Source organism: Pseudomonadota bacterium (assembly GCA_018823135.1).
In the GTDB taxonomy this organism is placed as follows: Bacteria; Desulfobacterota; Desulfobulbia; order Desulfobulbales; family CALZHT01; genus JAHJJF01.
In genome coordinates, this window is the sequence record JAHJJF010000068.1 from 1 (window position 1) to 20459 (window position 20459).

General features: G+C 49.3%; 23 protein-coding genes and 2 tRNA genes. 6 read left to right on the forward strand and 19 right to left on the reverse strand.

What is annotated here, in order from left to right:
- The first annotated feature begins 145 nt into the window (after window positions 1–145).
- From KKE17_06835 to KKE17_06845, 3 genes are all read left to right on the forward strand, one after another.
- A complete protein-coding gene (locus tag KKE17_06835) occupies window positions 146–1141 on the forward strand; it encodes a phosphatase PAP2 family protein (GenBank protein MBU1709704.1) in 996 nt (331 codons plus the stop codon).
- Between the two features lie 40 nt (window positions 1142–1181).
- Entirely contained in the window at window positions 1182–2429 is a 1248-nt protein-coding gene (gene clsB / locus KKE17_06840) for a cardiolipin synthase ClsB (GenBank protein MBU1709705.1), read from the forward strand.
- A 191-nt stretch (window positions 2430–2620) separates the two neighbouring features.
- Entirely contained in the window at window positions 2621–2962 is a 342-nt protein-coding gene (locus KKE17_06845; protein MBU1709706.1) for a tyrosine-type recombinase/integrase, read from the forward strand.
- A gap of 30 nt (window positions 2963–2992) precedes the next feature.
- Here KKE17_06845 and KKE17_06850 read toward each other — a convergent pair.
- The 3 genes from KKE17_06850 to KKE17_06860 all read right to left on the reverse strand — a co-directional run bounded on the left by KKE17_06850 (window position 2993) and on the right by KKE17_06860 (window position 4538).
- Window positions 2993–3068, reverse strand: a tRNA-Phe gene (locus tag KKE17_06850).
- 50 nt (window positions 3069–3118) lie between these two features.
- Window positions 3119–3592, reverse strand: coding sequence for an RDD family protein (locus KKE17_06855; protein ID MBU1709707.1), 474 nt, complete (start codon window positions 3590–3592; stop codon window positions 3119–3121).
- Window positions 3582–4538 carry a hypothetical protein gene (locus KKE17_06860; protein MBU1709708.1) on the reverse strand — a complete coding sequence of 319 codons (957 nt, stop codon included), beginning with the start codon at window positions 4536–4538 and terminating at the stop codon, window positions 3582–3584. The genes KKE17_06855 and KKE17_06860 overlap by 11 nt, the downstream gene beginning before the upstream one ends.
- A 631-nt stretch (window positions 4539–5169) precedes the next feature.
- Here KKE17_06860 and KKE17_06865 point away from each other — a divergent pair.
- Genes KKE17_06865 through KKE17_06875 form a run of 3 tightly spaced genes read left to right on the forward strand, consistent with a single transcriptional unit; the run spans window position 5170 to window position 6825 of the window.
- The gene (locus tag KKE17_06865) at window positions 5170–5577 is read left to right on the forward strand and encodes a hypothetical protein (protein MBU1709709.1); all 408 of its coding nucleotides are present in this window, start codon (window positions 5170–5172) and stop codon (window positions 5575–5577) included.
- A complete protein-coding gene (locus KKE17_06870) occupies window positions 5570–6214 on the forward strand; it encodes a protein-L-isoaspartate(D-aspartate) O-methyltransferase (GenBank protein MBU1709710.1) in 645 nt (214 codons plus the stop codon). Before KKE17_06865 ends, KKE17_06870 begins: the two co-directional genes overlap by 8 nt.
- Window positions 6211–6825 carry a DedA family protein gene (locus tag KKE17_06875; protein ID MBU1709711.1) on the forward strand — a complete coding sequence of 205 codons (615 nt, stop codon included), beginning with the start codon at window positions 6211–6213 and terminating at the stop codon, window positions 6823–6825. Before KKE17_06870 ends, KKE17_06875 begins: the two co-directional genes overlap by 4 nt.
- A 9-nt stretch (window positions 6826–6834) precedes the next feature.
- Here KKE17_06875 and KKE17_06880 read toward each other — a convergent pair whose 3' ends face one another.
- From KKE17_06880 to argH, 16 genes are all read right to left on the reverse strand, one after another.
- Window positions 6835–8145, reverse strand: coding sequence for an amidohydrolase (locus KKE17_06880; GenBank protein ID MBU1709712.1), 1311 nt, complete (start codon window positions 8143–8145; stop codon window positions 6835–6837).
- Between the two features lie 38 nt (window positions 8146–8183).
- Window positions 8184–8384, reverse strand: a complete 201-nt coding sequence (locus tag KKE17_06885; GenBank protein MBU1709713.1) for a ferredoxin — start codon at window positions 8382–8384, stop codon at window positions 8184–8186.
- 96 nt (window positions 8385–8480) lie between these two features.
- Window positions 8481–8567 (reverse strand) — tRNA-Leu (locus tag KKE17_06890).
- A gap of 61 nt (window positions 8568–8628) precedes the next feature.
- The gene (locus tag KKE17_06895; protein MBU1709714.1) at window positions 8629–9867 is read right to left on the reverse strand and encodes an LL-diaminopimelate aminotransferase; all 1239 of its coding nucleotides are present in this window, start codon (window positions 9865–9867) and stop codon (window positions 8629–8631) included.
- A gap of 161 nt (window positions 9868–10028) precedes the next feature.
- A complete protein-coding gene (gene pgsA / locus KKE17_06900) occupies window positions 10029–10604 on the reverse strand; it encodes a CDP-diacylglycerol--glycerol-3-phosphate 3-phosphatidyltransferase (protein ID MBU1709715.1) in 576 nt (191 codons plus the stop codon).
- Window positions 10604–11224: a lytic transglycosylase domain-containing protein gene (locus KKE17_06905; GenBank protein ID MBU1709716.1), complete on the reverse strand. Its 621-nt coding sequence runs from the start codon at window positions 11222–11224 to the stop codon at window positions 10604–10606. Before KKE17_06905 ends, pgsA begins: the two co-directional genes overlap by 1 nt.
- Before the next feature lie 130 nt (window positions 11225–11354).
- Window positions 11355–12002 carry a fructose-6-phosphate aldolase gene (fsa, locus tag KKE17_06910; GenBank protein MBU1709717.1) on the reverse strand — a complete coding sequence of 216 codons (648 nt, stop codon included), beginning with the start codon at window positions 12000–12002 and terminating at the stop codon, window positions 11355–11357.
- 2 nt (window positions 12003–12004) lie between these two features.
- Entirely contained in the window at window positions 12005–12274 is a 270-nt protein-coding gene (locus tag KKE17_06915; GenBank protein MBU1709718.1) for a TRASH domain protein, read from the reverse strand.
- A gap of 15 nt (window positions 12275–12289) precedes the next feature.
- Complete coding sequence (folK, locus tag KKE17_06920; GenBank protein MBU1709719.1) at window positions 12290–12778, reverse strand: 2-amino-4-hydroxy-6-hydroxymethyldihydropteridine diphosphokinase; 489 nt, start codon at window positions 12776–12778, stop codon at window positions 12290–12292.
- Entirely contained in the window at window positions 12778–13530 is a 753-nt protein-coding gene (locus KKE17_06925; GenBank protein ID MBU1709720.1) for a fumarylacetoacetate hydrolase family protein, read from the reverse strand. The genes folK and KKE17_06925 overlap by 1 nt, the downstream gene beginning before the upstream one ends.
- A 91-nt stretch (window positions 13531–13621) precedes the next feature.
- The gene (gene dapB, locus KKE17_06930) at window positions 13622–14431 is read right to left on the reverse strand and encodes a 4-hydroxy-tetrahydrodipicolinate reductase (GenBank protein MBU1709721.1); all 810 of its coding nucleotides are present in this window, start codon (window positions 14429–14431) and stop codon (window positions 13622–13624) included.
- 184 nt (window positions 14432–14615) lie between these two features.
- Window positions 14616–15497, reverse strand: a complete 882-nt coding sequence (dapA, locus tag KKE17_06935) for a 4-hydroxy-tetrahydrodipicolinate synthase (GenBank protein MBU1709722.1) — start codon at window positions 15495–15497, stop codon at window positions 14616–14618.
- A 256-nt stretch (window positions 15498–15753) separates the two neighbouring features.
- Window positions 15754–16620, reverse strand: coding sequence for a diaminopimelate epimerase (gene dapF, locus KKE17_06940; GenBank protein MBU1709723.1), 867 nt, complete (start codon window positions 16618–16620; stop codon window positions 15754–15756).
- A 17-nt stretch (window positions 16621–16637) separates the two neighbouring features.
- Complete coding sequence (gene lysA, locus KKE17_06945; protein MBU1709724.1) at window positions 16638–17891, reverse strand: diaminopimelate decarboxylase; 1254 nt, start codon at window positions 17889–17891, stop codon at window positions 16638–16640.
- 84 nt (window positions 17892–17975) lie between these two features.
- Window positions 17976–19034 carry a hypothetical protein gene (locus KKE17_06950; GenBank protein ID MBU1709725.1) on the reverse strand — a complete coding sequence of 353 codons (1059 nt, stop codon included), beginning with the start codon at window positions 19032–19034 and terminating at the stop codon, window positions 17976–17978.
- A gap of 17 nt (window positions 19035–19051) precedes the next feature.
- Window positions 19052–20443 carry an argininosuccinate lyase gene (gene argH / locus KKE17_06955; GenBank protein ID MBU1709726.1) on the reverse strand — a complete coding sequence of 464 codons (1392 nt, stop codon included), beginning with the start codon at window positions 20441–20443 and terminating at the stop codon, window positions 19052–19054.
- Window positions 20444–20459 lie beyond the last annotated feature (16 nt).

The window sequence follows — 20459 nt, forward strand, 5'->3', positions numbered from 1 at the left end:
CCTGGATCGCGTGGATGGTTTCTTAACCCGCCATGGCGGCAAGGCCGTTTTCGGCAGTCATTTCCTGCACCTGTTGCGGTCGTTGATGCCCTTCGTCGCCGGTGTCCGCCGCATGCGCTATCTGTAGTTCCTCCTCTTCAATGTGATGGGCTGCATTGCCTGGGCGACCGTGTTCGTCTCGCTTGGTTATTTTGCCGGTAAGAGTTGGCGGTTGGGCGCGAAATGGATCGGCGCCGCCAGCGAAATCGTTGGTGGTGCCCTGCTCCTCACCATCGTTCTGGGTTTGTTGTGGCGCTGGCTGGGACGGCACGAGACCGAGATCAAGCGGTGGTGGCAGGAGACGGCGGCACAACCGCGCCTGGTTGCCCTGTCCGGAAGATTAGCTCCCGTAAGAGAATTTCTTCTCGAACGCCTCTCGCCGAAGGGTTATCTGGGCCTTCACCTGACGCTTGGTGTCTTGCTCCTCATCGGCTCGTCCTGGCTGTTCGGTGGCATCGCCCAGGACGTGGTGGCCGGCGATCCGTTGACGATCATCGACAAAAATGTCGCGGAGTGGTTCCACCAGCGCCGGACTGCCGGATTGACGACGACGATGCTCCTGGTGAGCGGTCTCGCCTCCGTCACGTGGGTGACGGGTGTGGTCACGGTTACCGCACTCGTTTTGTGGTGGAAACGGTGCTGGCAACGGCTGCTGGCCTTGGTGCTGATTGTGCCCGGAGGCATGGTCCTGAACTTGCTGCTGAAAATTGCCTTCCATCGTCAACGACCCAGTTTCTCGAAATCGTTCCTCATTTTCCACGGCTATAGTTTTCCGAGCGGACACACTATGGCGGCCACGTTGCTGTATGGCTTGCTGGCCGCTTTTGCGGTCATCACAATCAAAACCTGGCGCTGGCGAGTGGGGGCGGTCCTCAACGCGTTCGTCATGATTCTGCTGGTCGGCTTCAGCCGAGTGTACTTGGGTGCTCATTATCCAAGTGATGTGCTGGGAGCCGCCGCCGCGGGTTTGGCCTGGCTGGCGTTGTCACTTACTTCTTTGGACACCTTGCGCCGAAGCCGTCTCCACCGGCACCATATGCGGGGCGGTACTCATTCGGATCGTGGTGAAACCGATTCCTTCAATACACAGTCAACCGGATGACAACGAGGAACAAAAACGAAATGAGTGACAGGTAATTGTTATGTCCGAGGGAAAAAAACATCGCAGGAATTTGTATAAAGCTTTCTCTCCCGCGAACGTATCCCGGTTTATTCCGGGCAATCGGATCGCCCTGTTACAGAACGGAGAAGCCTATTTCCCCGCCATCGAAGCGGCCTTCGACCGGGCAAGAAAGGAAATTTATCTTGAAACCTATATCTACGAAAACGATGTCACCGGACAAAGGATTACAGAGGCGCTTACGCGTGCTGCCCGGCGCGGCGTAAAAGTCCATGTAATGATCGACGGCTACGGGTCCAAGGATTTGCCGCGGAGCATGCTGGACGTTCTGCGGGCGGGCGGTGTAAAGACGCTCATCTACCGGCCCAAGATATCCCCCTGGACGTTTCGACGTAAACGCCTGCGTCGTTTGCACAGGAAAATCGCGGTGATAGACCGGGAGATTGCCTTTGTAGGGGGAATGAATATTATTGGTGACAGTGGAACGACGGGCGAGCCCCCTCACCACGACTACGCGGTAGCCGTGCAAGGACCGCTGGTGGATGTGATCCGCCTTTCCGCCCAGCGGTTGTGGTCACTGGTGGCATGGAGTTATTTCCGCAAAGGAACGATACTGAAGAGTGCACCGCCTGTTTTAACCTTCACCGGGGGGCGCATGAGCGCGGCATTCCTGGTGCGTGACAATATTGGCCATCGCCGGGACATTGAAGCGGCGTATCTGCAGGCGATTGACCGGGCTCAATCTGAGATCATTCTTGCAAATGCCTATTTTTTGCCAGGGTTTAATTTCCGTCATGCACTTATCAATGCGGCCAGGCGTGGCGTGCGGGTGGTTTTGCTGCTGCAGGGCCGGGTTGAATATTTTCTCCAGCATTATGCCTCGCGGGCGCTCTATGGCACTTTCCTCGATGCGGGAATTGAAATTTACGAATACCAAAAGAGCTTTCTGCACGCCAAAGTGGCGGTGATCGACGGGCATTGGGCGACTGTAGGGTCTTCGAATATCGATCCGTTCAGTCTGCTGCTTTCACGCGAAGCGAATGTTGTCGTTGACGACGAAGAATTCGGCGCGACCCTGACGCAAAGCCTGAAAAAGACCATGGCAACCGAAGGCTTGCGGATCTTAAGGGACAAATGGAAACAGCAATCCGTCGGCTTACGATTCATGAGCTGGTGCAGTTATGGTTTGCTGCGATTGATGACGGGAATCAGCGGGTATGCCCATGAAAACAGTGCTGATAAGCAGTTAATCCGGCAAAGCCGGAAATAAGTGCCTTAACAGCAGTCTGCAACGCATCAGGATCAAAGACTTTTCCGAGTTTTCTTGCATTTTATTACAGCAATCGAGCATTAAGGCACTAAAACAGTAAAGATAGCAGCGGAGCTGCGTTACATAATTCCGGCTCCGTCGGGATTATGAGAGGGACTCACGCAAGAGTTTGATCATCTATTTTCTGCGGCATGGAGAAAACACTGCCATCCGGATCGGCGGTTCCCATGTACCCGGGAAAATCATTCATTCCGGGGGTCATGAAAAAGGTCTGTGCAAGGGGCGAACTGCGGGTCAGAAATCCCCATGATCTGCGGCATACCTATGCAACGATCATGCTCATGGCACATCAGAGTCCCGCTTATGTTCAGCAACAGCTGGGGCATAGCTCGATAACCACTACCGTGGATGTCTATGGTCACTGGATTCAGGGAGAAGGTCGGAAAAATCTTGAGGAAGCACTGATGGGAACGGTACCAAATGAGGGCGAAAATCGCATATTTTCGCATATCGGAAAAACAGAAGGGTTGTAACCGGTTAAGATTACAACCCTTTTGATTTCATGGTGCCGAGACCAGGATTCGAACCAGGGACACGCGGATTTTCAGTCCGCTGCTCTACCGACTGAGCTATCTCGGCGAAGAACCTTGGCAATATATTGAAAGGTCTATGCTATGTCAAGTTGTTTCTCAATTGTATTGTATTACGCGAGTCCCGGAGAGACTGTCATGCCAGGCATTTTTGTTCCTGTCAATTGCTGCCCAGAGAAAGCCTGCGGCCAGTGGCAGCAGAGAAATGAGATAGCCGCTCAGGCGTAAAAAGGACTCTCCAAGTGTAATCGGTTTACCTTTTCCATTTACCACCCGCAATCCCATGATAATCTTGCCCACTGTCTGTCCACCGAAAGCATGCAGAGTAATAAAATACATGGCCATCAGAGCAGGGAGGGAAATGAGCGCAATAAGCAGGAAAAATGGAAGAAGGATTATAAGTTCCGGGTGATCAAGGCAAAACAAGAAAAGGAGGATTGCTGTGAAAAAAGCAAAGCCTGCCCCGAGTCCCAGCAGCAGGAATGTATCAATCAAAAAGGCCATTGCCCGGGCACTGAATTTGGCCGGGCAATGGCCTTGTGTAATTATGTTGGCCTTGTGCTTACTTATCATCCTCACTTTCGAGAGTCAACTCCAGATCGCCAAGATCAAAAGGTTCTTCTTCTGTTGCTCCGGAAACATCCTCAAGGTCAAGCATCAGATCATCTGCCGCATCCCCCGTACCTCGAGATGTCTCCATTGTATCGTTATCATCGCTGAGATCAAGTGTTGGGCCGGTATCATCATGCGAGCCAATATCCATCATCATGTCGTCAAGATCAAGAACCGCTTCGTCAGAATCTCTTTCCTTTGCGGGAGGTTCTTCAATAACCGGAACTTTCATGATAACGGTGTCACCTTCTTCCGACATGAGTTTGAGGGACGGTTTTTCATCTGTTTCAGGTCCCGACTCAAAAACAAGTTCATCGGAATCAATTTCAAGGACCGGCTCGTCTCCCGTCTCGGCAAGAGTTTCTTCGGCTGAATCTTCGTCAATGGGCGCAAGGTCGGAAAGGTCAATTTCGCCGAGGTTGAAGGCTATTTCTCCATTCTGCGCTTCCTGATACTCTCCTGCTTCCGCAAGGAGAGATTCCATCTGATCCGGGGGGGAGGGGGCTTCTTCTTCGATACCGGAGAGATCGATGGGCGTTTCAGCCATATCTAAGGTGATTTCATCCTCTATGGCGAGAGGTCCGGCGGCATCTGAAGAATCATCTGCTTCGAGGCTCAAGGCCTCCTCATCGGACTCGTCATCAAGCGTAAGCGATATCCCTTCATCTTCATCGGCAGTTTCCAGATCAAACATTGTCGCTTCGTCATCAGCCGCAAAAGTTTCCGCCGAAGACTCGAACGCATCTTCATCAGGAAGAGTTCCGGTGACGGAGCCCAGAAAGAGGGAAAGGTCTGACTCAAGGGAGGTTCCTTGAAGTTCTTCGGCGATTTGAGTGAGATCGCGGGAGCACTTGGAACATGAGGTCAGATGGTCAAAGGAGATAAAACCACATTTTGGACATCGCATCGAATTTTCCTTACGCTTTAGTAATCTTTAATCTTCCCAGGCTTGTTCAATGCTCACTGATGGTAAAAAGATGGTCGGTAAAATTTTGATGGAAATATCAAATGGTTGCCGAGTCATCTATGTGTTATTTTTGGTATTGGCTTCAGTCTATACAGACATTTTATTTTATAATACAAAAAAAAGCTCGTATTTGGGGTATAATTTGCCAGGCAGTTGAATTAATTATCTCATGCGAGTTGTAAAAGATTGTAATCTCTATAGTACCCATCTAGCTAAAATAATGCAAAAAAATAATTCCTGTGAGCATTTGATAATGCAGTGGCATGTCTGTGGGTACTTATCTGGCTATTGCAAAAAAATAAAGGTCCAGTATAGTCTTGCCAGCTTATATAGAATTCTCAATTGTTGATAATCTCGCAAAAAGTCGGATACTGAATTATCGCCCTCAATAATTTCAATAAGTTAACGGCGGAATACGCGTCCGACGAGGGCTTTTTGCGAGTCTGACAATTTTTAAATCCCAGGCAAAGAGAATAATGGTCGCAAAAGTGAAGGTAAAATAAAAATCACCTTAAAGCTTTTGTCAGACTAAAGAATAATTTCATTTCATATAGAGTAACAGACTGATCTTATGTTAAAAAAACATGGTGTAACTACAGCAGCTGTGCTGGCCGCTATTTTGACTGTGACCCTGCTTCTTCCGGGATGCTTTTATCAACAACGCATCCGGCATCTGCAGTCCGATGTTTGCCTGATTAAGGAAAACACCGGAAAGAATGAAGTTTATTCCTTGTTTGGGCCTCCGGCTCATTCTGTCCGTACAGAAAGCGGGGAGGAAACCTGGGTATATTATGATGTGAAAAAAAGTTTTTTGCGGAAGCTTCCTCTTGTCGGTACAGTTTTGGGGTATGAAAAATACCATGTCGTTACCGTTGCTTTTCTGGCAGACAGCGTGAGAACCTGCGAATACCGATTTTTAAGTAAAGATGAATTTTTACAGAAACTTGGGACGTACGGAATGGATTTGATCAATGAATAACTACGAAAAAGCACGGCTGCGGATGGTTCAGGAGCAACTGGTGCCGCGCAATATTACAGATGTGAAGGTTCTTGCCGCCATGGAAGTCATTCCCCGGCATCTTTTTGTCGAGGATGCTCTTCAGGCTCAGGCCTATGGCGATTTTCCCCTGCCCATCGGTGAAGGGCAGACAATTTCACAGCCATATATTGTTGCCCTGATGACCCAGGCCCTGCAACTCAAAGGCCATGAGACAGTGCTTGAGATAGGCACTGGCTGTGGCTTTCAGACCGCTATTTTGTCGGATATCTGCGGAAAAGTGTATACGGTGGAAAGGATCAAGCCTTTATTGATCAGGGCTCGGAGGCTGTTTGATTCCCTGCATTATTTTAATATCGTCTGTAAGGTGGATGACGGCACTCTGGGGTGGCCGGAAAACGCTCCCTACGATGCCATTATGGTAACCGCCGCAGGCCCGTCAATACCGGAACCCCTTGTTGAACAGCTGGCAGATCCAGGAAAAATGATTATCCCGGTGGGTGATCGTACCAGTCAGCAACTGGTTGTTATTACCAAGAAGGATGGAAACATCACCACCGATACCATTGAGAATGTTCGATTCGTAAGCCTTATCGGTAATCACGGGTGGCAGTCATGAGCGGGATATTGGAACCGGTTTCCCCGGGTGTGGTCAGGCGGATTTATGACCGTTGCATGGAATGGATCCAGACTCCCTATGGCGTTTGGGTGATGTTCATCCTTGCCGTTGCGGAGTCCTCGTTTTTCCCACTGCCCCCGGATATTTTCCTTATGGCCCTGTGCATTGCCATCCCTGCGAAATCCTTTCGTTATGCAGCGATCTGTACGGCAGGGTCGGTAATCGGCGGTGCCATCGGCTACTGGCTGGGAATGAGCTTCATGGAATTGATCGGCAACCGGATACTCGAATGGTATGGGTTGCATGAAAAATATGCCGTTGTGCAGGACTTGTATAAGGAGTATGATGCCTGGGCTGTTGGTGCAGCAGGTTTTACGCCGTTACCTTATAAACTTTTTACAATTACTGCCGGGGCATTCAGGATTGATTTTCCGACATTCATGATCGTCTCATTCTTTGCCCGTGGTGCTCGTTTTTTCCTGGTTGCAGCATTCATCTATCGCTACGGCGCCAGAGTTCGTACCTTTATTGAAAAGTATTTCAATATTCTGACAATTCTTTTTCTTGTTCTGTTGGTTCTGGGGTATATGGCAGTGAAATGGGCACTGTAAGCCTGGTATCTATCCTAAGGCCTTGCTGAGGTTGTTAACCTTGGAGATTGCGTCCTGAACATCGAAAGACAGTATCTTTCGATCCTGCATAATTATCTGTCCATCAATGATCACCATCGTCACATCGCTGCCGCTTGCGGCATACACCAGATTGTCGGCATTATAAAACGGTGTGAGATGCGGTTGGTCCAAATCTATAATAATCATGTCAGCGCGTTTGCCCTGCTCAAGGCTGCCGATGGTGTCACCCAACCCAAAGGCCTCAGCTGCCAAACAGGTGGCCATCTCCAGAATGCTGCGGGCGGGAAGGACGGTGGGGTCCTGACAATTTACTTTGTGAAGCTTGGCGCAGCTATCCATTTCCTGAAACATATCCAGGTTGTTGTTGCTGGAACAGCCGTCTGTGCCCAGAAGCACGGGAATTCTCTTTTCAATCATCTCGGGGACAGGGGCGATACCCGAAGCAAGCTTCATGTTGCTTTCCGGGCAGGTGATTACCCTGGCATTGGTTTCTTTGAGAATGTTTAAATCCTCGGGAGCCAGATGCACGCAATGCACGCAGAAAGTATCCTTGTCAAGAATATCCAGATCATTAAGATATGCCACAGGGGTTTTTCCAAACTTTTCAAGGGCCTGATTTGTTTCAAACAGGGTTTCTGCGACATGGATGAAAAAGGGTACGTTTTGTTGGCGCGCCATTTTTTTTGCCGAAACCAGGGTTGCGGCGCTGCAGGTGTAAGGTGAGTGACAGAAGATGGCAGGAGTTATCAGAGGGTTTTTCCCTTGGAGATCAGCAATAAATGCTTCAGCATGTGCAATATTCTTTGCAGGATCAGGAACCCCCGGGGCAGGAAAATCGATAACTCCCTGGGCGACAATGGCCCGCAAGCCAGCCTCCTGAAAAGCTTCGGCAACTTTTTCTTCGAAAAAATAGCCGTCTGCAACCGTGGTCGTTCCTGAGAGGATCATCTCTGCTGCGGCAAGCTTTGCGCACCAATAGGCCATTTCCGAAGTAACATGGCGCGCTTCAGCAGGAAAGATATGATCCTGCAACCAGATCATCAGCGGCAGGTCATCAGCAAGGCCGCGAAACAACGACATCGGTGCATGGTTATGGGCATTGATAAGTCCCGGCATGACAAGGGATCTGCTGCCGTCAATTATTCGCTGGGCATCAAGGGTACTTTGATTCCCGGGCATTGGACCAATTTTAAAAATTTCACCGTCTTTGACAGCTATAAAGCCGTCTTCAATAATAGATGGCTGTCCGGAAGCCATGGTCATAATTTTGGCGTTTGTTATGACGATATCGTATTTCATTGAGCTTCCGTTGGCCTTGGGGTTGAGACTTGCCCCGGCTATTCCAGGGCGATCAGTTCAATGCACGATGTAGGGCAAAAAGCCACGGTGCTTTCCAGAGCATAGGTTGAATCCACCGTTTCATTTCTTGTTTCCGCCTTTTCGCTGACCTCGTCCATGAAAAAGAATTCTGGGGAAAGTTCGGCGCAACTGCCGCAACTGTTACATCTGTAGCTATCAATAAGAATTTTGACTTTCAAAAGAGCACCATAAAAAGAATTAGATAGAAAAAAATACCTGCGGAGCGCAAAAAAAAGCCGGCGACTTAAATTCAAGTGCCGGCGTTATTTTTTAAGTGGTGCCGGAGGTCGGAATCGAACCGACATGGAGTTGCCCCCGCGGGATTTTGAGTCCCGTGCGTCTACCAGTTTCACCACTCCGGCAATGATGATGAGCCAACAATATATGGGCCTTGGTCGGCACTTGTCAAGGATAAAGAAAGGTTTATTTCGATCCCCATTTTTCCTGGATTCTTCTGGTCGCTTCCTCGACGTTTTCCTTTGAGCCGAAAGCGGAGAGACGAAAGTAACCTTCGCCGCTGGGTCCAAAGCCGCTGCCGGGAGTTCCCACCACATGGCATTCATTGATCAGTCGGTCAAAAAAATCCCAACTGGGGATGCCGTTCGGAGTTCTCAGCCAGATATAGGGCGCGTTGACACCCCCGTAGCAGGTGATGCCGGCGCTTTCAAGACCTTCGCGGATAATTCTGGCGTTCTCAAGATAATAGGCAATGACCTCTTTAACCTGTAACCACCCTTCATCAGAATAGACCGCTGCTGCCGCTTTCTGTACAGGATAGGAAACACCGTTGAACTTGGTGCACTGTCGACGGTTCCATAAAGGATTTAAGGCGATTTTTTCTCCATGGGCGGTTGTGGCCATGAGTTCCTCAGGGACAATGGTGAGGCCGCAGCGGACCCCGGTAAATCCGGCGGTTTTTGAAAAGGAACGAAATTCGATGGCGCATTGTTTTGCCCCGGCAATTTCATAGATCGAGTGCGGGATATGCGGTTCAGTGATATAGGCCTCATAGGCTGCATCAAAAAGGATGATTGCTTCATTTTTTAAAGCATAGTCCACCCAGCCTTTCAGTTGCTCTTTGGTGGCTACGGTGCCGGTTGGGTTGTTTGGGTAGCAAAGATAGATCAGATCGACTTTTTCTTTTGGAAATGCGGGAGTAAAGTCGTTTTCTTCCGTACAGGGCATATAGATGATTCCCTGGTAATACCCTTTCTTGTCAGCTTCTCCGGTCCGGCCGATCATAACATTGGTGTCGTTGTAAACCGGGTACACCGGATCACAGATTGCCACCTTGTTCGACAGGTCGAAAATATCAAGAATATTTGCGGTGTCACATTTGGAACCGTCGGAAATAAAGACTTCGTTGGTTTTTAAGGAAACACCTAAGGGAGTGAAAGATTTTTCAATAATCCGATTGATCAGCCATTCATAGCCCTGTTCAGGGCCGTAACCGTGAAAGGTTTCAGCCCTGGAAAGGTCATCCACTCCATCATGAAATGCTTTCAGAATAGTATCAGGCAAGGGCCGGGTGACATCGCCGATGCCCAGCCGCAAAAGTTTTGCGTCCGGGTTGGCCTGGTTAAAGGCCTTGACCCTCCTGGAAATCTCCGGGAAGAGATACCCGGCTTTAAGTTTGAGATAGTTGTCGTTAATACGCGCCATTCTTTTTTGGTCTCCCAAGTTGTTTCAATTTATTTACTCAGATTTAAGTGGAAATTCGTGTTTGCAGCAGATGAACAGGTTTTGGATATCGTCTAACGGAGTTCTTGTCAATAGGACTTAGCTTTTAATTTCTGATGAATTAGGTTTTTTGAAGATGAATATTACGATTTAGATGGATCCAGAAACACCTTCTGGAATTTCATGAAATATTCGATTCCGGACCAGATGGTAAGCGCAACGGAAATGTAAAGCACAATCAGGCCCAAATCATGAAGAAAGGGCAGGGGCAGGAAACCCAGAGGGAAAATAAGTATGCACAGCGCAGTGTATTGGCTGACGCTTTTGATTTTTCCAAGCCTGCTTGCTGAAATTACGATACCAGAAGAGGCGGCAACCCCTCTGAGACCGGTGATCACCAGTTCTCTTGAAATAATAATAAAGCTTGCCCACGCCGGTATTCTGTCCATGGGGATCAGCATGATGAGCGCCGAAGCCACAAGCACCTTATCCGCCACGGGATCCATGAGTTTTCCGAGAACCGTTTCACTTTTCTGCTTCCGGGCAAAATATCCGTCAGCAAGATCTGTGAGGGCCGCGGAAAGAAACAGAAAAAAGGCGAAAAGGCTTGTGGCGATACCCGCTTCGGGTTGAAAGCAAAACATCAGCACAGGGACCACGGCAAACCGAAAACCGGTGAGAAGATTGGGCAGGGTCAGAATTTTTTTTTGAGCGTGCATCAGTCGTATTGAACCTTTACCCATTTTTTATGTGGAGAGGTATTTTCCTGAAAGTATTGATAATTGTGTAAAACGGTTTGAATGTATTGTTTTGTTTCCGGAAAACTCGGGACCCTGCCGTGTTCTTTGACCCGTTCGGGCCCGGCATTATAAGCAGCCAGGGCAAGGGTGATATTGCCCTGGAAAAGGGTAAGCATTTTCCGGAGATATTGAGTGCCGCCGAGGATATTGGACTCAGGGTCAAAGACATTAGCGACGTTCATGTCTTTAGCGGTATCCGGCATAAGCTGCATCAGTCCTTTGGCGCCTTTCTTTGAAATGGCCAGCCGATTGAAATTCGACTCCGCTTTGATCACCGCTTTGATCAGCAGCGGATCAACCTCATACATTCTTGCTGCGCCACGGATATATGATTCGTACAGATATTCATAACGGTCTGCTTTGAACTGCGCAAGAGACTGCAGTCCGGGCTGGTACCTGGGATCAATCGGCACATTGGTGAGATGGATGCCGCCATCCTCATCAATAAAGGCATATATAGTTGCCTGAGCCCCCATGGGAAGAGAGATCATTCCAAGGAACAGCACAGTGCAGATAATGTTGCGAAGGAAAGCAGCCATGCCGGTATTATATACTATGTCCCAACAGATGAGAACAGGTTATGTGTTCTCTCAAAAAAAATAACCTAACTTGAGCAAGATTTGTTCAAGTTAGGTTTCAATAAAATGAGACTGCGAGTCAATGATTACTTTATGATTTTGCCCGTTTTTCCCAGTCTGCAAGAAATTGTTCAATGCCGATATCGGTGAGCGGATGCTTGGCTAACTGGGCAATCACCTTAAATGGAATCGTGGCAATGTCTGCGCCGATAAGCCCGGCCTGGAGAACGTGCATGGGACTGCGGACACTTGCAACGATAACTTCAGCTTGATAGCCGTAATTATCATAAATGGTCATGATGTCGCTGACCAGTTCCATGCCATCCTGCGAAATATCGTCAAGCCGGCCCACAAAAGGACTTACAAAAGTTGCACCGGCCTTGGCAGCCATCAGCGCCTGATTTGCCGAGAATATCAAGGTGACATTGGTTTTGATGCCTTCCTGGCTGAATCGTTTAACCGCCTTAAGTCCTTCGATGATCATCGGTACTTTAATGACGATGTTGGGGTGAATGGCGGCAAGTTTTTTTCCTTCCTTGACCATCCCGTCAGCATCCAGACTGACGACCTCGGCGCTGATCGGCCCGTCAACGGTGTTGCAGATTTCTTTTAAGATTTCTTCAAAGGGCTTTTTTTCTCGGGCGATGAGAGATGGGTTGGTCGTAACTCCGTCAACCATTCCCATGTCTGCAGCCTGTCTGATTTCATCAATATTTGCGGTGTCGATAAAGAACTTCATTGTTAGTCTCCTTTTTTCTTTAGAAAGCTTTCGCGGCATTGTTCGCTGCAAAAATGGATTGTTTCTTTGCCGTTTTGTAAATGGATCGCCTGCCCCATGGGAATATAAGTATGGCAGACGGGATCCTCTACCAGGACATCCTGGGCCGGGAAAGAATCCGGCTGTTCTCCTTTTGCAATATTCGGTTTTTTCTGTTGTTTCCCGGGACCGAAAATCAGACGATAGAGAATATACAACAAAATTGATAGAAAGATAAGTCTGAATGGACTCAAGTCGAGTTCCTCGATTTACCAGCTGGATTTGTCACCAGCCCGCTGAGAAGGGCTGATATCGTTTAATAATTCTTCAATTGTTCGATGCAGCACCGGATGATAATAGTCATGGGCGATTTCCGCAAGCGGCGCCAGAACAAAAAAACGGTGCTGCAGTTCCGGGTGGGGAATCGTCAGTCCTTTTTGGGTGAGGATAATATCATCATATAACAGGAGGTCAAGGTCAATTATCCGGTCCCGGCCTTTTGTCCTGTCTCTTCCCATGGAGGTTTCCACTGCCAGCAGTCTTTCAAGAAGCAGGTCACAGGCAAGATCCGTGTCAATAAGTCCTGCGGCATTAGTGAAAATATTGTCGGAATCCATGCCTACAGGTTCGGTACGGTAAGGGCTTGAGAGAATATGCGGGCGGATGCCGGGGATCTCACCCAGTTTTTTCCAGGCAGCCAGGATGTTGTCTTTCCCGGTGCCAAGATTTGAACCGAAACCAAGATAGGCTTTAGCCATCAGGCGTCTACCTTGTTGATCAATGTGCCGATTCCTTCGATGGTCACGGTCACGGTATCGCCGCTGGCAAGCGGGCCAATCCCTTCAGGTGTGCCGGTTGCAATAATATCGCCGGGATAAAGTGTCATTATCCGTGAAATAAAGCTGATCAATTCCGGAACTGGCCGGATCATCTGGGAAGTATTTGATGATTGCCGTAATTCGCTGTTTAAATGTGTCTGGATGGCAAGGTTTTCCGGGTCAAGCTCCGTTTCGATCCACGGGCCGAAAGCAGCAAAGGTATCAAAACTTTTTGAGCGGGTGAACTGGATATCTTTTTTCTGTAAATCTCGGGCGGTCACGTCGTTAAAACAGGTATAGCCGAGAACGGCATCCAGCGCCTCTTTTTCAGGAATATTTTTTATTGTCCTGCCGATAACCACCGCCAGTTCTCCCTCATAATCCACTCTTTTGCTCATTTCTGGGAGCATGATCGTGCAGCCTGTGCCAATGGCCGCAGATGGAGGTTTGAGAAAAATCAGCGGCTCGTCCGGGATTTGAAAATCTATCTCTTTTGCGTGGGGGGCATAATTGATGCCAATTGCAATAATTTTCGACGGCTCGCAGGGATGCAGGAGTTGCGCTTCTGCAAGGGGGATGGAGTCGATGATGCTGTAGTCGCCAAAGGGCGGGCCATCAAGGAGATTGATCCTCTGGTTTTCAATAATCCCGTAACTGCTGCCGTCTCGGGTTTTGCAGCGGACAATCTGCATGATTTTATGAGTCCATAAACATTCCGGCAATGTTGCAGAGGTTTCTGGACTGGGCTGTATCCTTATTCAATTGAGCTAACGAGCTGATAGCTTAAAGATCCTGGAGGCCTAAGACATCAAACATCGTGTACATGCCGTTGGGTTTATTGCCGACCCAAGCTGCGGCAAGGGCGGCACCTTTGGCGAAATTGTCTCTGGTGTGGGCCCGATGGGTTATTTCAAGCCTTTCGCCGGCTCCGGCAAAATACACCGTATGCTCACCGACAATGTCTCCGGCTCTGATGGTCTGGATGCCGATTTCTTTGTCGGTGCGGGCGCCGATCATGCCGTGCCTTTCGTAGACTCCGACCTCAGCAAGGTTGCGATTTACCCCCGCTGCAACCATTTCGCCGAGTTTGAGTGCCGTGCCGCTGGGCGCGTCTTTTTTCAAGCGGTGATGGGCTTCAACGATTTCAATATCATAATCGTCACCAAGGATGGAGGCGACTTTTTTAGCGATTTTGAAAAGGACATTCACCCCCACCGCCATATTTGGCGACTGAACACAGGGAAAATTGCGGCTCAGGGACGTGAGATTTGCAAGATTGTCCTGGCTTAATCCGGTGGTGCCGATCACCATTGCTGTCTTGTGTCTGGCGGCGATTTCTGCAAATCGCATGGTTGCCTCATGGAAGGTGAAATCGATTATCACATCCGCCTGGTCGATGACGCTTTCGAGGCTGTCGGCAATCAAGGCCCCGGCTGTGCCGTAGCCGCCGACTTCGCCGATATCCTTGCCGATATCCGGATGTCCCGGTGTTTCAAAGCCGCCGACAAGCTTGAGATCCTTGTGCTCGTTGACCATGAAGCCAACACGTTTTCCCATTTTTCCGGCAGCGCCTGCCACTAATACCTTTGTCATGAATATGTACCTGTATGTATTTTTATATTTTTATCTGGATTCGTAACTACAAGTCACTATTCCGGAATAGCTCAATGATAGTATTTGTACCTTGAGTGAGGAGAGAGGGGTGAGGGGCACAATCTTAAAGAATTTCATGGAGTTCTCCTCCCTCCTTACACCTGACTCCTCACGGATTCATATTTCAAATAAGTCCGTACTCGGAAACCACCTTTTTCAGTTTTTCAACGGTGGCATCATTCATTTTATACAGCGGCAATCGTGGCAGCGGCGAGGTGATTTTTCCCATCATGTGGAGGGCGGTTTTTGCCGGAACCGGGTTGGTGTCAAGAAACATTGCCTGCATCAGCGGGAAGAGTTTGTAGTGTAATTCCCTGGCCGCAGCCATGTCATCTTTCAGCGCCGCATCCATCATCAGGGCCATGTCTCTGGGGGCGACATTCGAAGTGACCGAAATAACCCCTTTTCCGCCAACGGCAACTGTGGCCATGGAGGTGAAGTCGTCCCCGGAAAGAATCGCAAAATCCTTGGGGCATAAGCGGATCACTTCACTGATCTGCATGAGGTTGCCGGTTGCTTCCTTGATGCCGACGATAGTGTTGATCTGGGCGCAGCGGGCAACGGTTTCAGGAAGCATATTGATGCTGGTCCGGCTTGGAACGTTATACATGATTATCGGGATGTCCACTGCCTCGGCAATCGCCTTGAAATGCTGGTAAAGCCCTTCCTGGGAAGGTTTGTTGTAATACGGGGTGATCATCAGGGCGCCGTCGGCGCCTGCAGCCTTGGCGTGTTTTGTCAGCTCGATCGATTCCGATGTACTGTTGGAACCGGTTCCCGCCAAAACCGGTACCCGGCCGTTGACCACCTTTATGGTTGTTTCCACAACCAGATGATGTTCTTCATGGCTCATTGTGGCGGATTCGCCGGTGGTCCCACAGGGTACGATGCCGTGAGTGCCGTTTTCCAACTGGAACTCAATGAGGTTCTTAAGTCCGGCCTCGTCAATTTTGCCGTTGATAAACGGCGTGACTATTGCAACAAAGGCTCCTTGAAATTTGTTCATATTTGTCCTCCTGCAGGATGGTTATTGAATCAACTTGTAGAGATTGATTTGCTCGATATTAATCCCATTTTTAGCGAAAGGGCATTTATTCCCCACAGTGTGGGTACCGATTGCAAATAGCAAAAAGCGGCAAAGAAGAAAACCCGTCACTATTTACTCATTACTTTTCACATATATAAAAAATAGATGTCTAGCATTTACTGAAGAAAAAATTCAACAAAAATATAAAAAAGGGTAAACATTTTCCGGGAGATTATCAACTGCCGGGTTTGGGTTGAAGCGTCCGCAACGCTTCAGGTTCAAGCTGACCTTCATAGATAAGACTTGCCGGGCCTTCCAGATACACATCGGTAATAACGGGCGGTGCAGTGTTTTCAAAAGAAAAATGGATAATCAGTTTCTCTCCTCCGGAAGTAATCACCGTCACCGGGGGATCAACCTGCCTTAAAATCGCGGCAATCAATGCTGCGCCAACTGCGCCGGTGCCGCAGGCCATGGTTTCATTTTCCACGCCGCGTTCATAGGTGCGCACCGAAAGGGTTTTGCGGTCAATGACTTCAACAAAATTTGCGTTGGTGCCGGCCGGTTGAAATTTTTCATGAAAACGGATGGCGCTTCCCCAGTTGACGATGGGAGTCTCACGGTTGTCTTTTACAAAAAATATCGCATGGGGCACACCGGTATTGATGAAATGGATTGTTTGATCATTTGCGCCAAAATCAATTTTCAGGTCCAGTGCAAGGCCTTCCGGTTGGGTCATTTTTAATTTCACGGAATGGTCGACAACCTCGGCTTCAATAATTCCGGCAATAGTTTCAAAGCGCATGGCTGCCGGGGCGATTTTCTTCATGTAGGCAAAACGAGCCGCACATCGGGCGCCGTTGCCGCACATTTCCGCGGAACTGCCGTCGGCATTATAGAAATCCCATGAAAAATCAGCCTGATCGGAGTTCTGGATGAGGATCAGTCCGTCGGCGCCCACCGAGAATTTCCTCTGGCAGACGGCCTTTGCAAAAGCGGCACGAAATTCCAGGGGTATAAATTTCTTGCGGTGGTCAATGATGATGAAATCATTGCCGGTGCCGCTCATTTTCATAAATGCTATGGGGAATTTGATATTCATTTTTTTACTTGTAACGGTTATTTCAAAAAATCCGGAATTGCTTCGCCCATGATCAGTGATTCCCTGGCTTCCCGTTTGCGGATCGTATGAAAGGTATCGCCATGGACAAGAATCTCCGGGACCCGTGGCCGTGAATTATAATTTGATGACATGGTAAAGCCGTAGGCGCCTGCACTCATCACCGCGATAAGGTCATCCCTTTCAAATATCGGGATTTCTACGCCTCGTGCCAGAAAATCGCCGGACTCACAGATCGGTCCGACCAGGTCGGCTGTTTCGCTGCCGCCTTCGGTTTTGATCACCGGCTGGATCCCGTGAAAGGCGTTATAAAGGCTTGGCCTTGCAAGATCATTCATCCCGGCATCAACAATCACAAAATTTTTCTTGCCGCGTTTCGTGTACAACACCTTGGTAACCAGAATAGCGGCGTTACCGACAATGACCCGGCCCGGTTCGAGGATCAGGGTGCAATTGAGATCCTGCATTTCCGCTTTGATTGCCGAGGCGTACTCAATTGGATGCGGTGGAGCCTCACTGTCATAGGTTATACCAAGGCCGCCGCCAAGGTCGAGATATGAAATTTCGATGCCTTGGGTCTGCAGCTTTGTAATGAAGATTTTCAGCTTATGCAGGGACTCGATAACCGGCGAGATGTCTGTGAGTTGGGAGCCGATATGGCAGCTGACGCCGATCACTTCGATATTCGGCAAACTGTTTGCACGGCTGTAGACATTTACTGCATCGTCAATGGGGATGCCGAATTTGTTTTTTGCCAGGCCGGTGGAAATATAGGCATGGGTTTTCGGATCAACGTCCGGGTTCACCCGGAAAGCCACGGGGGCTTTTCTGCCAAGGCCTGCGGCAATATCCTGAAGCCTGTCAAGTTCCTGCTCGGACTCGAGATTAAAGAGCAGGATTCCTGATTCCAGGGCATAGCGCAATTCGTCATCGGTTTTCCCGACACCGGAGTAAACTATTCGTTGTGGATCGATTCCTGCGGTAAGCGCCCGGAACAGTTCACCGCCTGAAACAATATCTGCCCCGCCGCCCAATCCGGAAAAAAGGCGGAGGATTGCGATATTTGAGCAGGCCTTTGTCGCAAAGCAGGTGATGTGCGGGATGCCTTTAAAGGCAGTATCAAACGCCTGGAAATGACGGGTAAGGGTTTCCGTGCTGTAAAGATAAAAGGGCGTGCCGACTTTTCTGGCAATTTCCGGGATTGAAACATTCTCGCAAGAAAGGGTGTTGTTTTTGTAAGTAAAATGATGCATGGATTTCAGAATTTTTATAGGTGAAAATTAATAATTAAGCAAGATGGGCTTGTAACAATTCCATCGTACCGCTTTGGGGTGCTATCACTCGTGCAGAATAATTTCCGCTTCATTTGAAAATACACTTTCGTTTGCAGGGCTGGCCCGGTCAAAAGCCGTAACGGAATAATACAATTTTGCCGGCCCTTTCGGAAGCGTGTTATCCGTAAACATTATAGCGTTTGACGGAATATTGCCAATTAATTTAGGCACCGGAGACGAGGCATCGCGTCGGTATATTCTATATCCGGCAAGGTCTTTATCGGTAACCGCCTCCCAGAAAATTCGGTTACTATTTTCCCATTTAACCACGGTGATTGCAAGTGGCGGTGCCGGAGGGGTTTGGTCTTTGGGGACACCCCAGGCAATCGCGCTGGCAGCACCGGCAGCCTTTGTGTCGTTGGCGGTGGATTGCGCCCTGATCCGGTAAAAATATTTTCTACTGTTTTCCACCGAAGCATCTGTATACGTTGTCGATTCGGTGCTGCCGAGAAATTTGAAATTCTCTTCATTATTGCCGCGATAAACTGCATAGGATAAAGGGCTGTTAATCTCGGTGCCGTCCAAAGCTTTTGCCGGTGGCGACCAGGACAAAAGCAGATGGCTGTCTCCGGCAGTGACAAGCAGGTTTTCCGGGGCGCCTGCAGGAGTGGTCCAGACAAAGGAAATAATGTTGGAATCCCGGCTTTCCAGCCGCCAGCCGGAACTGGTTCGTACTTTATAATGATAGCGATGGCCGGGCTGGAGCCCGGAATCGAAGAATTGGGCGGATTTTTTCTGGTTGCCGCGCCCATCAAGTTCACTTTCAACTCTTGCAAACTTTTCATACACTACCGGACAACCGGGGCAATGATCTTCGTCGCGCACTGCCGCTTTCAATATTTCATAATGGTCCACTGCTGCAAGCTTTCCTCCGGTTTCAGAAGAAGTCGGCCTGGACCAGAACAGGGTGACGCCCTTTTCATCAAGCTGGTACCGTAAGTCGTTGACCGGAACAGGAAGCACTGACTGCGGCGGCACCGGCAAGGTTTTTCTTCCACATGCCGGAAGAACCAGCAAAAGAAGAAGAAACGGAAATATACGGCGGTAAAAACCATGCTTCATGCTTGTCAATTCCTGGTTCAGGCAAGCGTTGCCCTGGCTTTTTCAATGGCTTTTTGAACGGCCGTGAGTGCGGTGCCGCCGGCGGATGTCCTGCTGTTCACCGAACCTTCAACGGAAAGGACGGAAAAGACATCATCCTCGATAGCAGCTGAAAAAGACCGCAGCTGGTCAATGGCCAGTTCGCTAAGATTTTTTCCTTCCTTGATGCAGTAGGCAACGGTCCGGCCGACTATGGAGTGCGCGGAACGGAACGGAATACCTTTAATAACCAGGTAGTCGGCAAGGTCGGTTGCGGTGATGAACCCGGCATCGGTTGCGGCAAGCATCCTGTCCTTGTTGAATGCACTGTGGCTGAGCATCTCCGAGGTTATTGCCAGGCATTGCTTGATGGTGTCAACGGTGTCAAAGATCGGCTCTTTATCTTCCTGCAGATCGCGGTTATAGGTGAGCGGCAGCCCTTTTAATATGGTTATCAATGCGATCAGGTTGCCGATGACCCTGCCGCTTTTACCGCGGATCAGCTCCGGGATGTCAGGGTTTTTTTTCTGCGGCATGATGCTGCTGCCGGTACAATAACCGTCCGCAAGGCTGATAAAGGAAAATTCTTCCGACGACCAGAGGACGAGCTCTTCTGCCAACCGGCTGAGATGAATCTGGATCAGGGTGGCGGCGGCAAGAAACTCCACGGCAAAATCCCGGTCGCCAACCGTATCCATGCTGTTAGCGGTTATTTCTGGAAAGTCGAGCTCTTTTGCAACAAACTCACGGTCTATGGGGAGCCCTGTGCCGGCAAGGGCTGCTGCCCCCAGGGGCATGACATTGATGCGCTTCAGGCAATCCTCGATACGCGCCGTATCCCGCCCGAACATTTCAAAATATGCCAGTAAATGATGGGAGAGCAGAACTGGCTGGGCGCGTTGCAGATGCGTATAGCCGGGAAGCATGACCCCCAGTTGCTCTTCGGCCATATCAACAAAGGTTTTGCGCAAGCGATGCAATAATTCGATAATCTTGCCGCTTTCCTCGCGAAGATAGAGCCTGATGTCAAGGCATACCTGATCGTTTCGGCTCCTTGCGGTGTGGAGCTTTTCACCCGCCTGGCCTATTTTATCAGCAAGGGCTTTTTCAATATTCATGTGAATATCTTCAAGCTCCGGCTTGAACTCAAAGGTTCCAGCGTCGATTTCTTTTTCGATTTCCGAAAGACCGGCGAGGATCTGTTGGCATTCTTCAGCGGAAATCAGCTGCTGTTTTGCAAGCATTTTCGCGTGGGCTGAGCTGCCTGCTATATCGTGGCGATACAGCCGTGCGTCAAAATGAATGGATGCCGTGAAGGCCTCAACCGATGCTGCGGTTTTTTCCGCAAACCTGCCGCCCCAGAGTTTTTTTGAATCAGAAGAATCGGTCATTTAAGGAATAATCCCT

Coding starts and splice junctions, on each gene's coding strand:
- argH (MBU1709726.1), bottom strand. CDS start 20,443: ATGACCGATTCTTCTGATTCAAAAAAACTCTGGGGCGGCAGGTTTGCG.
- fsa (MBU1709717.1), bottom strand. CDS start 12,002: ATGAAGTTCTTTATCGACACCGCAAATATTGATGAAATCAGACAGGCT.
- KKE17_06870 (MBU1709710.1), top strand. CDS start 5,570: ATGAATAACTACGAAAAAGCACGGCTGCGGATGGTTCAGGAGCAACTG.
- KKE17_06860 (MBU1709708.1), bottom strand. CDS start 4,538: ATGCGATGTCCAAAATGTGGTTTTATCTCCTTTGACCATCTGACCTCA.
- KKE17_06950 (MBU1709725.1), bottom strand. CDS start 19,034: ATGAAGCATGGTTTTTACCGCCGTATATTTCCGTTTCTTCTTCTTTTG.
- KKE17_06925 (MBU1709720.1), bottom strand. CDS start 13,530: ATGCAGATTGTCCGCTGCAAAACCCGAGACGGCAGCAGTTACGGGATT.
- KKE17_06865 (MBU1709709.1), top strand. CDS start 5,170: ATGTTAAAAAAACATGGTGTAACTACAGCAGCTGTGCTGGCCGCTATT.
- KKE17_06835 (MBU1709704.1), top strand. CDS start 146: ATGGGCTGCATTGCCTGGGCGACCGTGTTCGTCTCGCTTGGTTATTTT.
- pgsA (MBU1709715.1), bottom strand. CDS start 10,604: ATGCACGCTCAAAAAAAAATTCTGACCCTGCCCAATCTTCTCACCGGT.
- dapF (MBU1709723.1), bottom strand. CDS start 16,620: ATGAATATCAAATTCCCCATAGCATTTATGAAAATGAGCGGCACCGGC.
- dapB (MBU1709721.1), bottom strand. CDS start 14,431: ATGACAAAGGTATTAGTGGCAGGCGCTGCCGGAAAAATGGGAAAACGT.
- KKE17_06905 (MBU1709716.1), bottom strand. CDS start 11,224: ATGGCTGCTTTCCTTCGCAACATTATCTGCACTGTGCTGTTCCTTGGA.
- KKE17_06895 (MBU1709714.1), bottom strand. CDS start 9,867: ATGGCGCGTATTAACGACAACTATCTCAAACTTAAAGCCGGGTATCTC.
- KKE17_06855 (MBU1709707.1), bottom strand. CDS start 3,592: ATGATAAGTAAGCACAAGGCCAACATAATTACACAAGGCCATTGCCCG.
- clsB (MBU1709705.1), top strand. CDS start 1,182: ATGTCCGAGGGAAAAAAACATCGCAGGAATTTGTATAAAGCTTTCTCT.
- KKE17_06875 (MBU1709711.1), top strand. CDS start 6,211: ATGAGCGGGATATTGGAACCGGTTTCCCCGGGTGTGGTCAGGCGGATT.
- dapA (MBU1709722.1), bottom strand. CDS start 15,497: ATGAACAAATTTCAAGGAGCCTTTGTTGCAATAGTCACGCCGTTTATC.
- KKE17_06845 (MBU1709706.1), top strand. CDS start 2,621: ATGGAGAAAACACTGCCATCCGGATCGGCGGTTCCCATGTACCCGGGA.
- KKE17_06880 (MBU1709712.1), bottom strand. CDS start 8,145: ATGAAATACGATATCGTCATAACAAACGCCAAAATTATGACCATGGCT.
- folK (MBU1709719.1), bottom strand. CDS start 12,778: ATGGCTAAAGCCTATCTTGGTTTCGGTTCAAATCTTGGCACCGGGAAA.
- lysA (MBU1709724.1), bottom strand. CDS start 17,891: ATGCATCATTTTACTTACAAAAACAACACCCTTTCTTGCGAGAATGTT.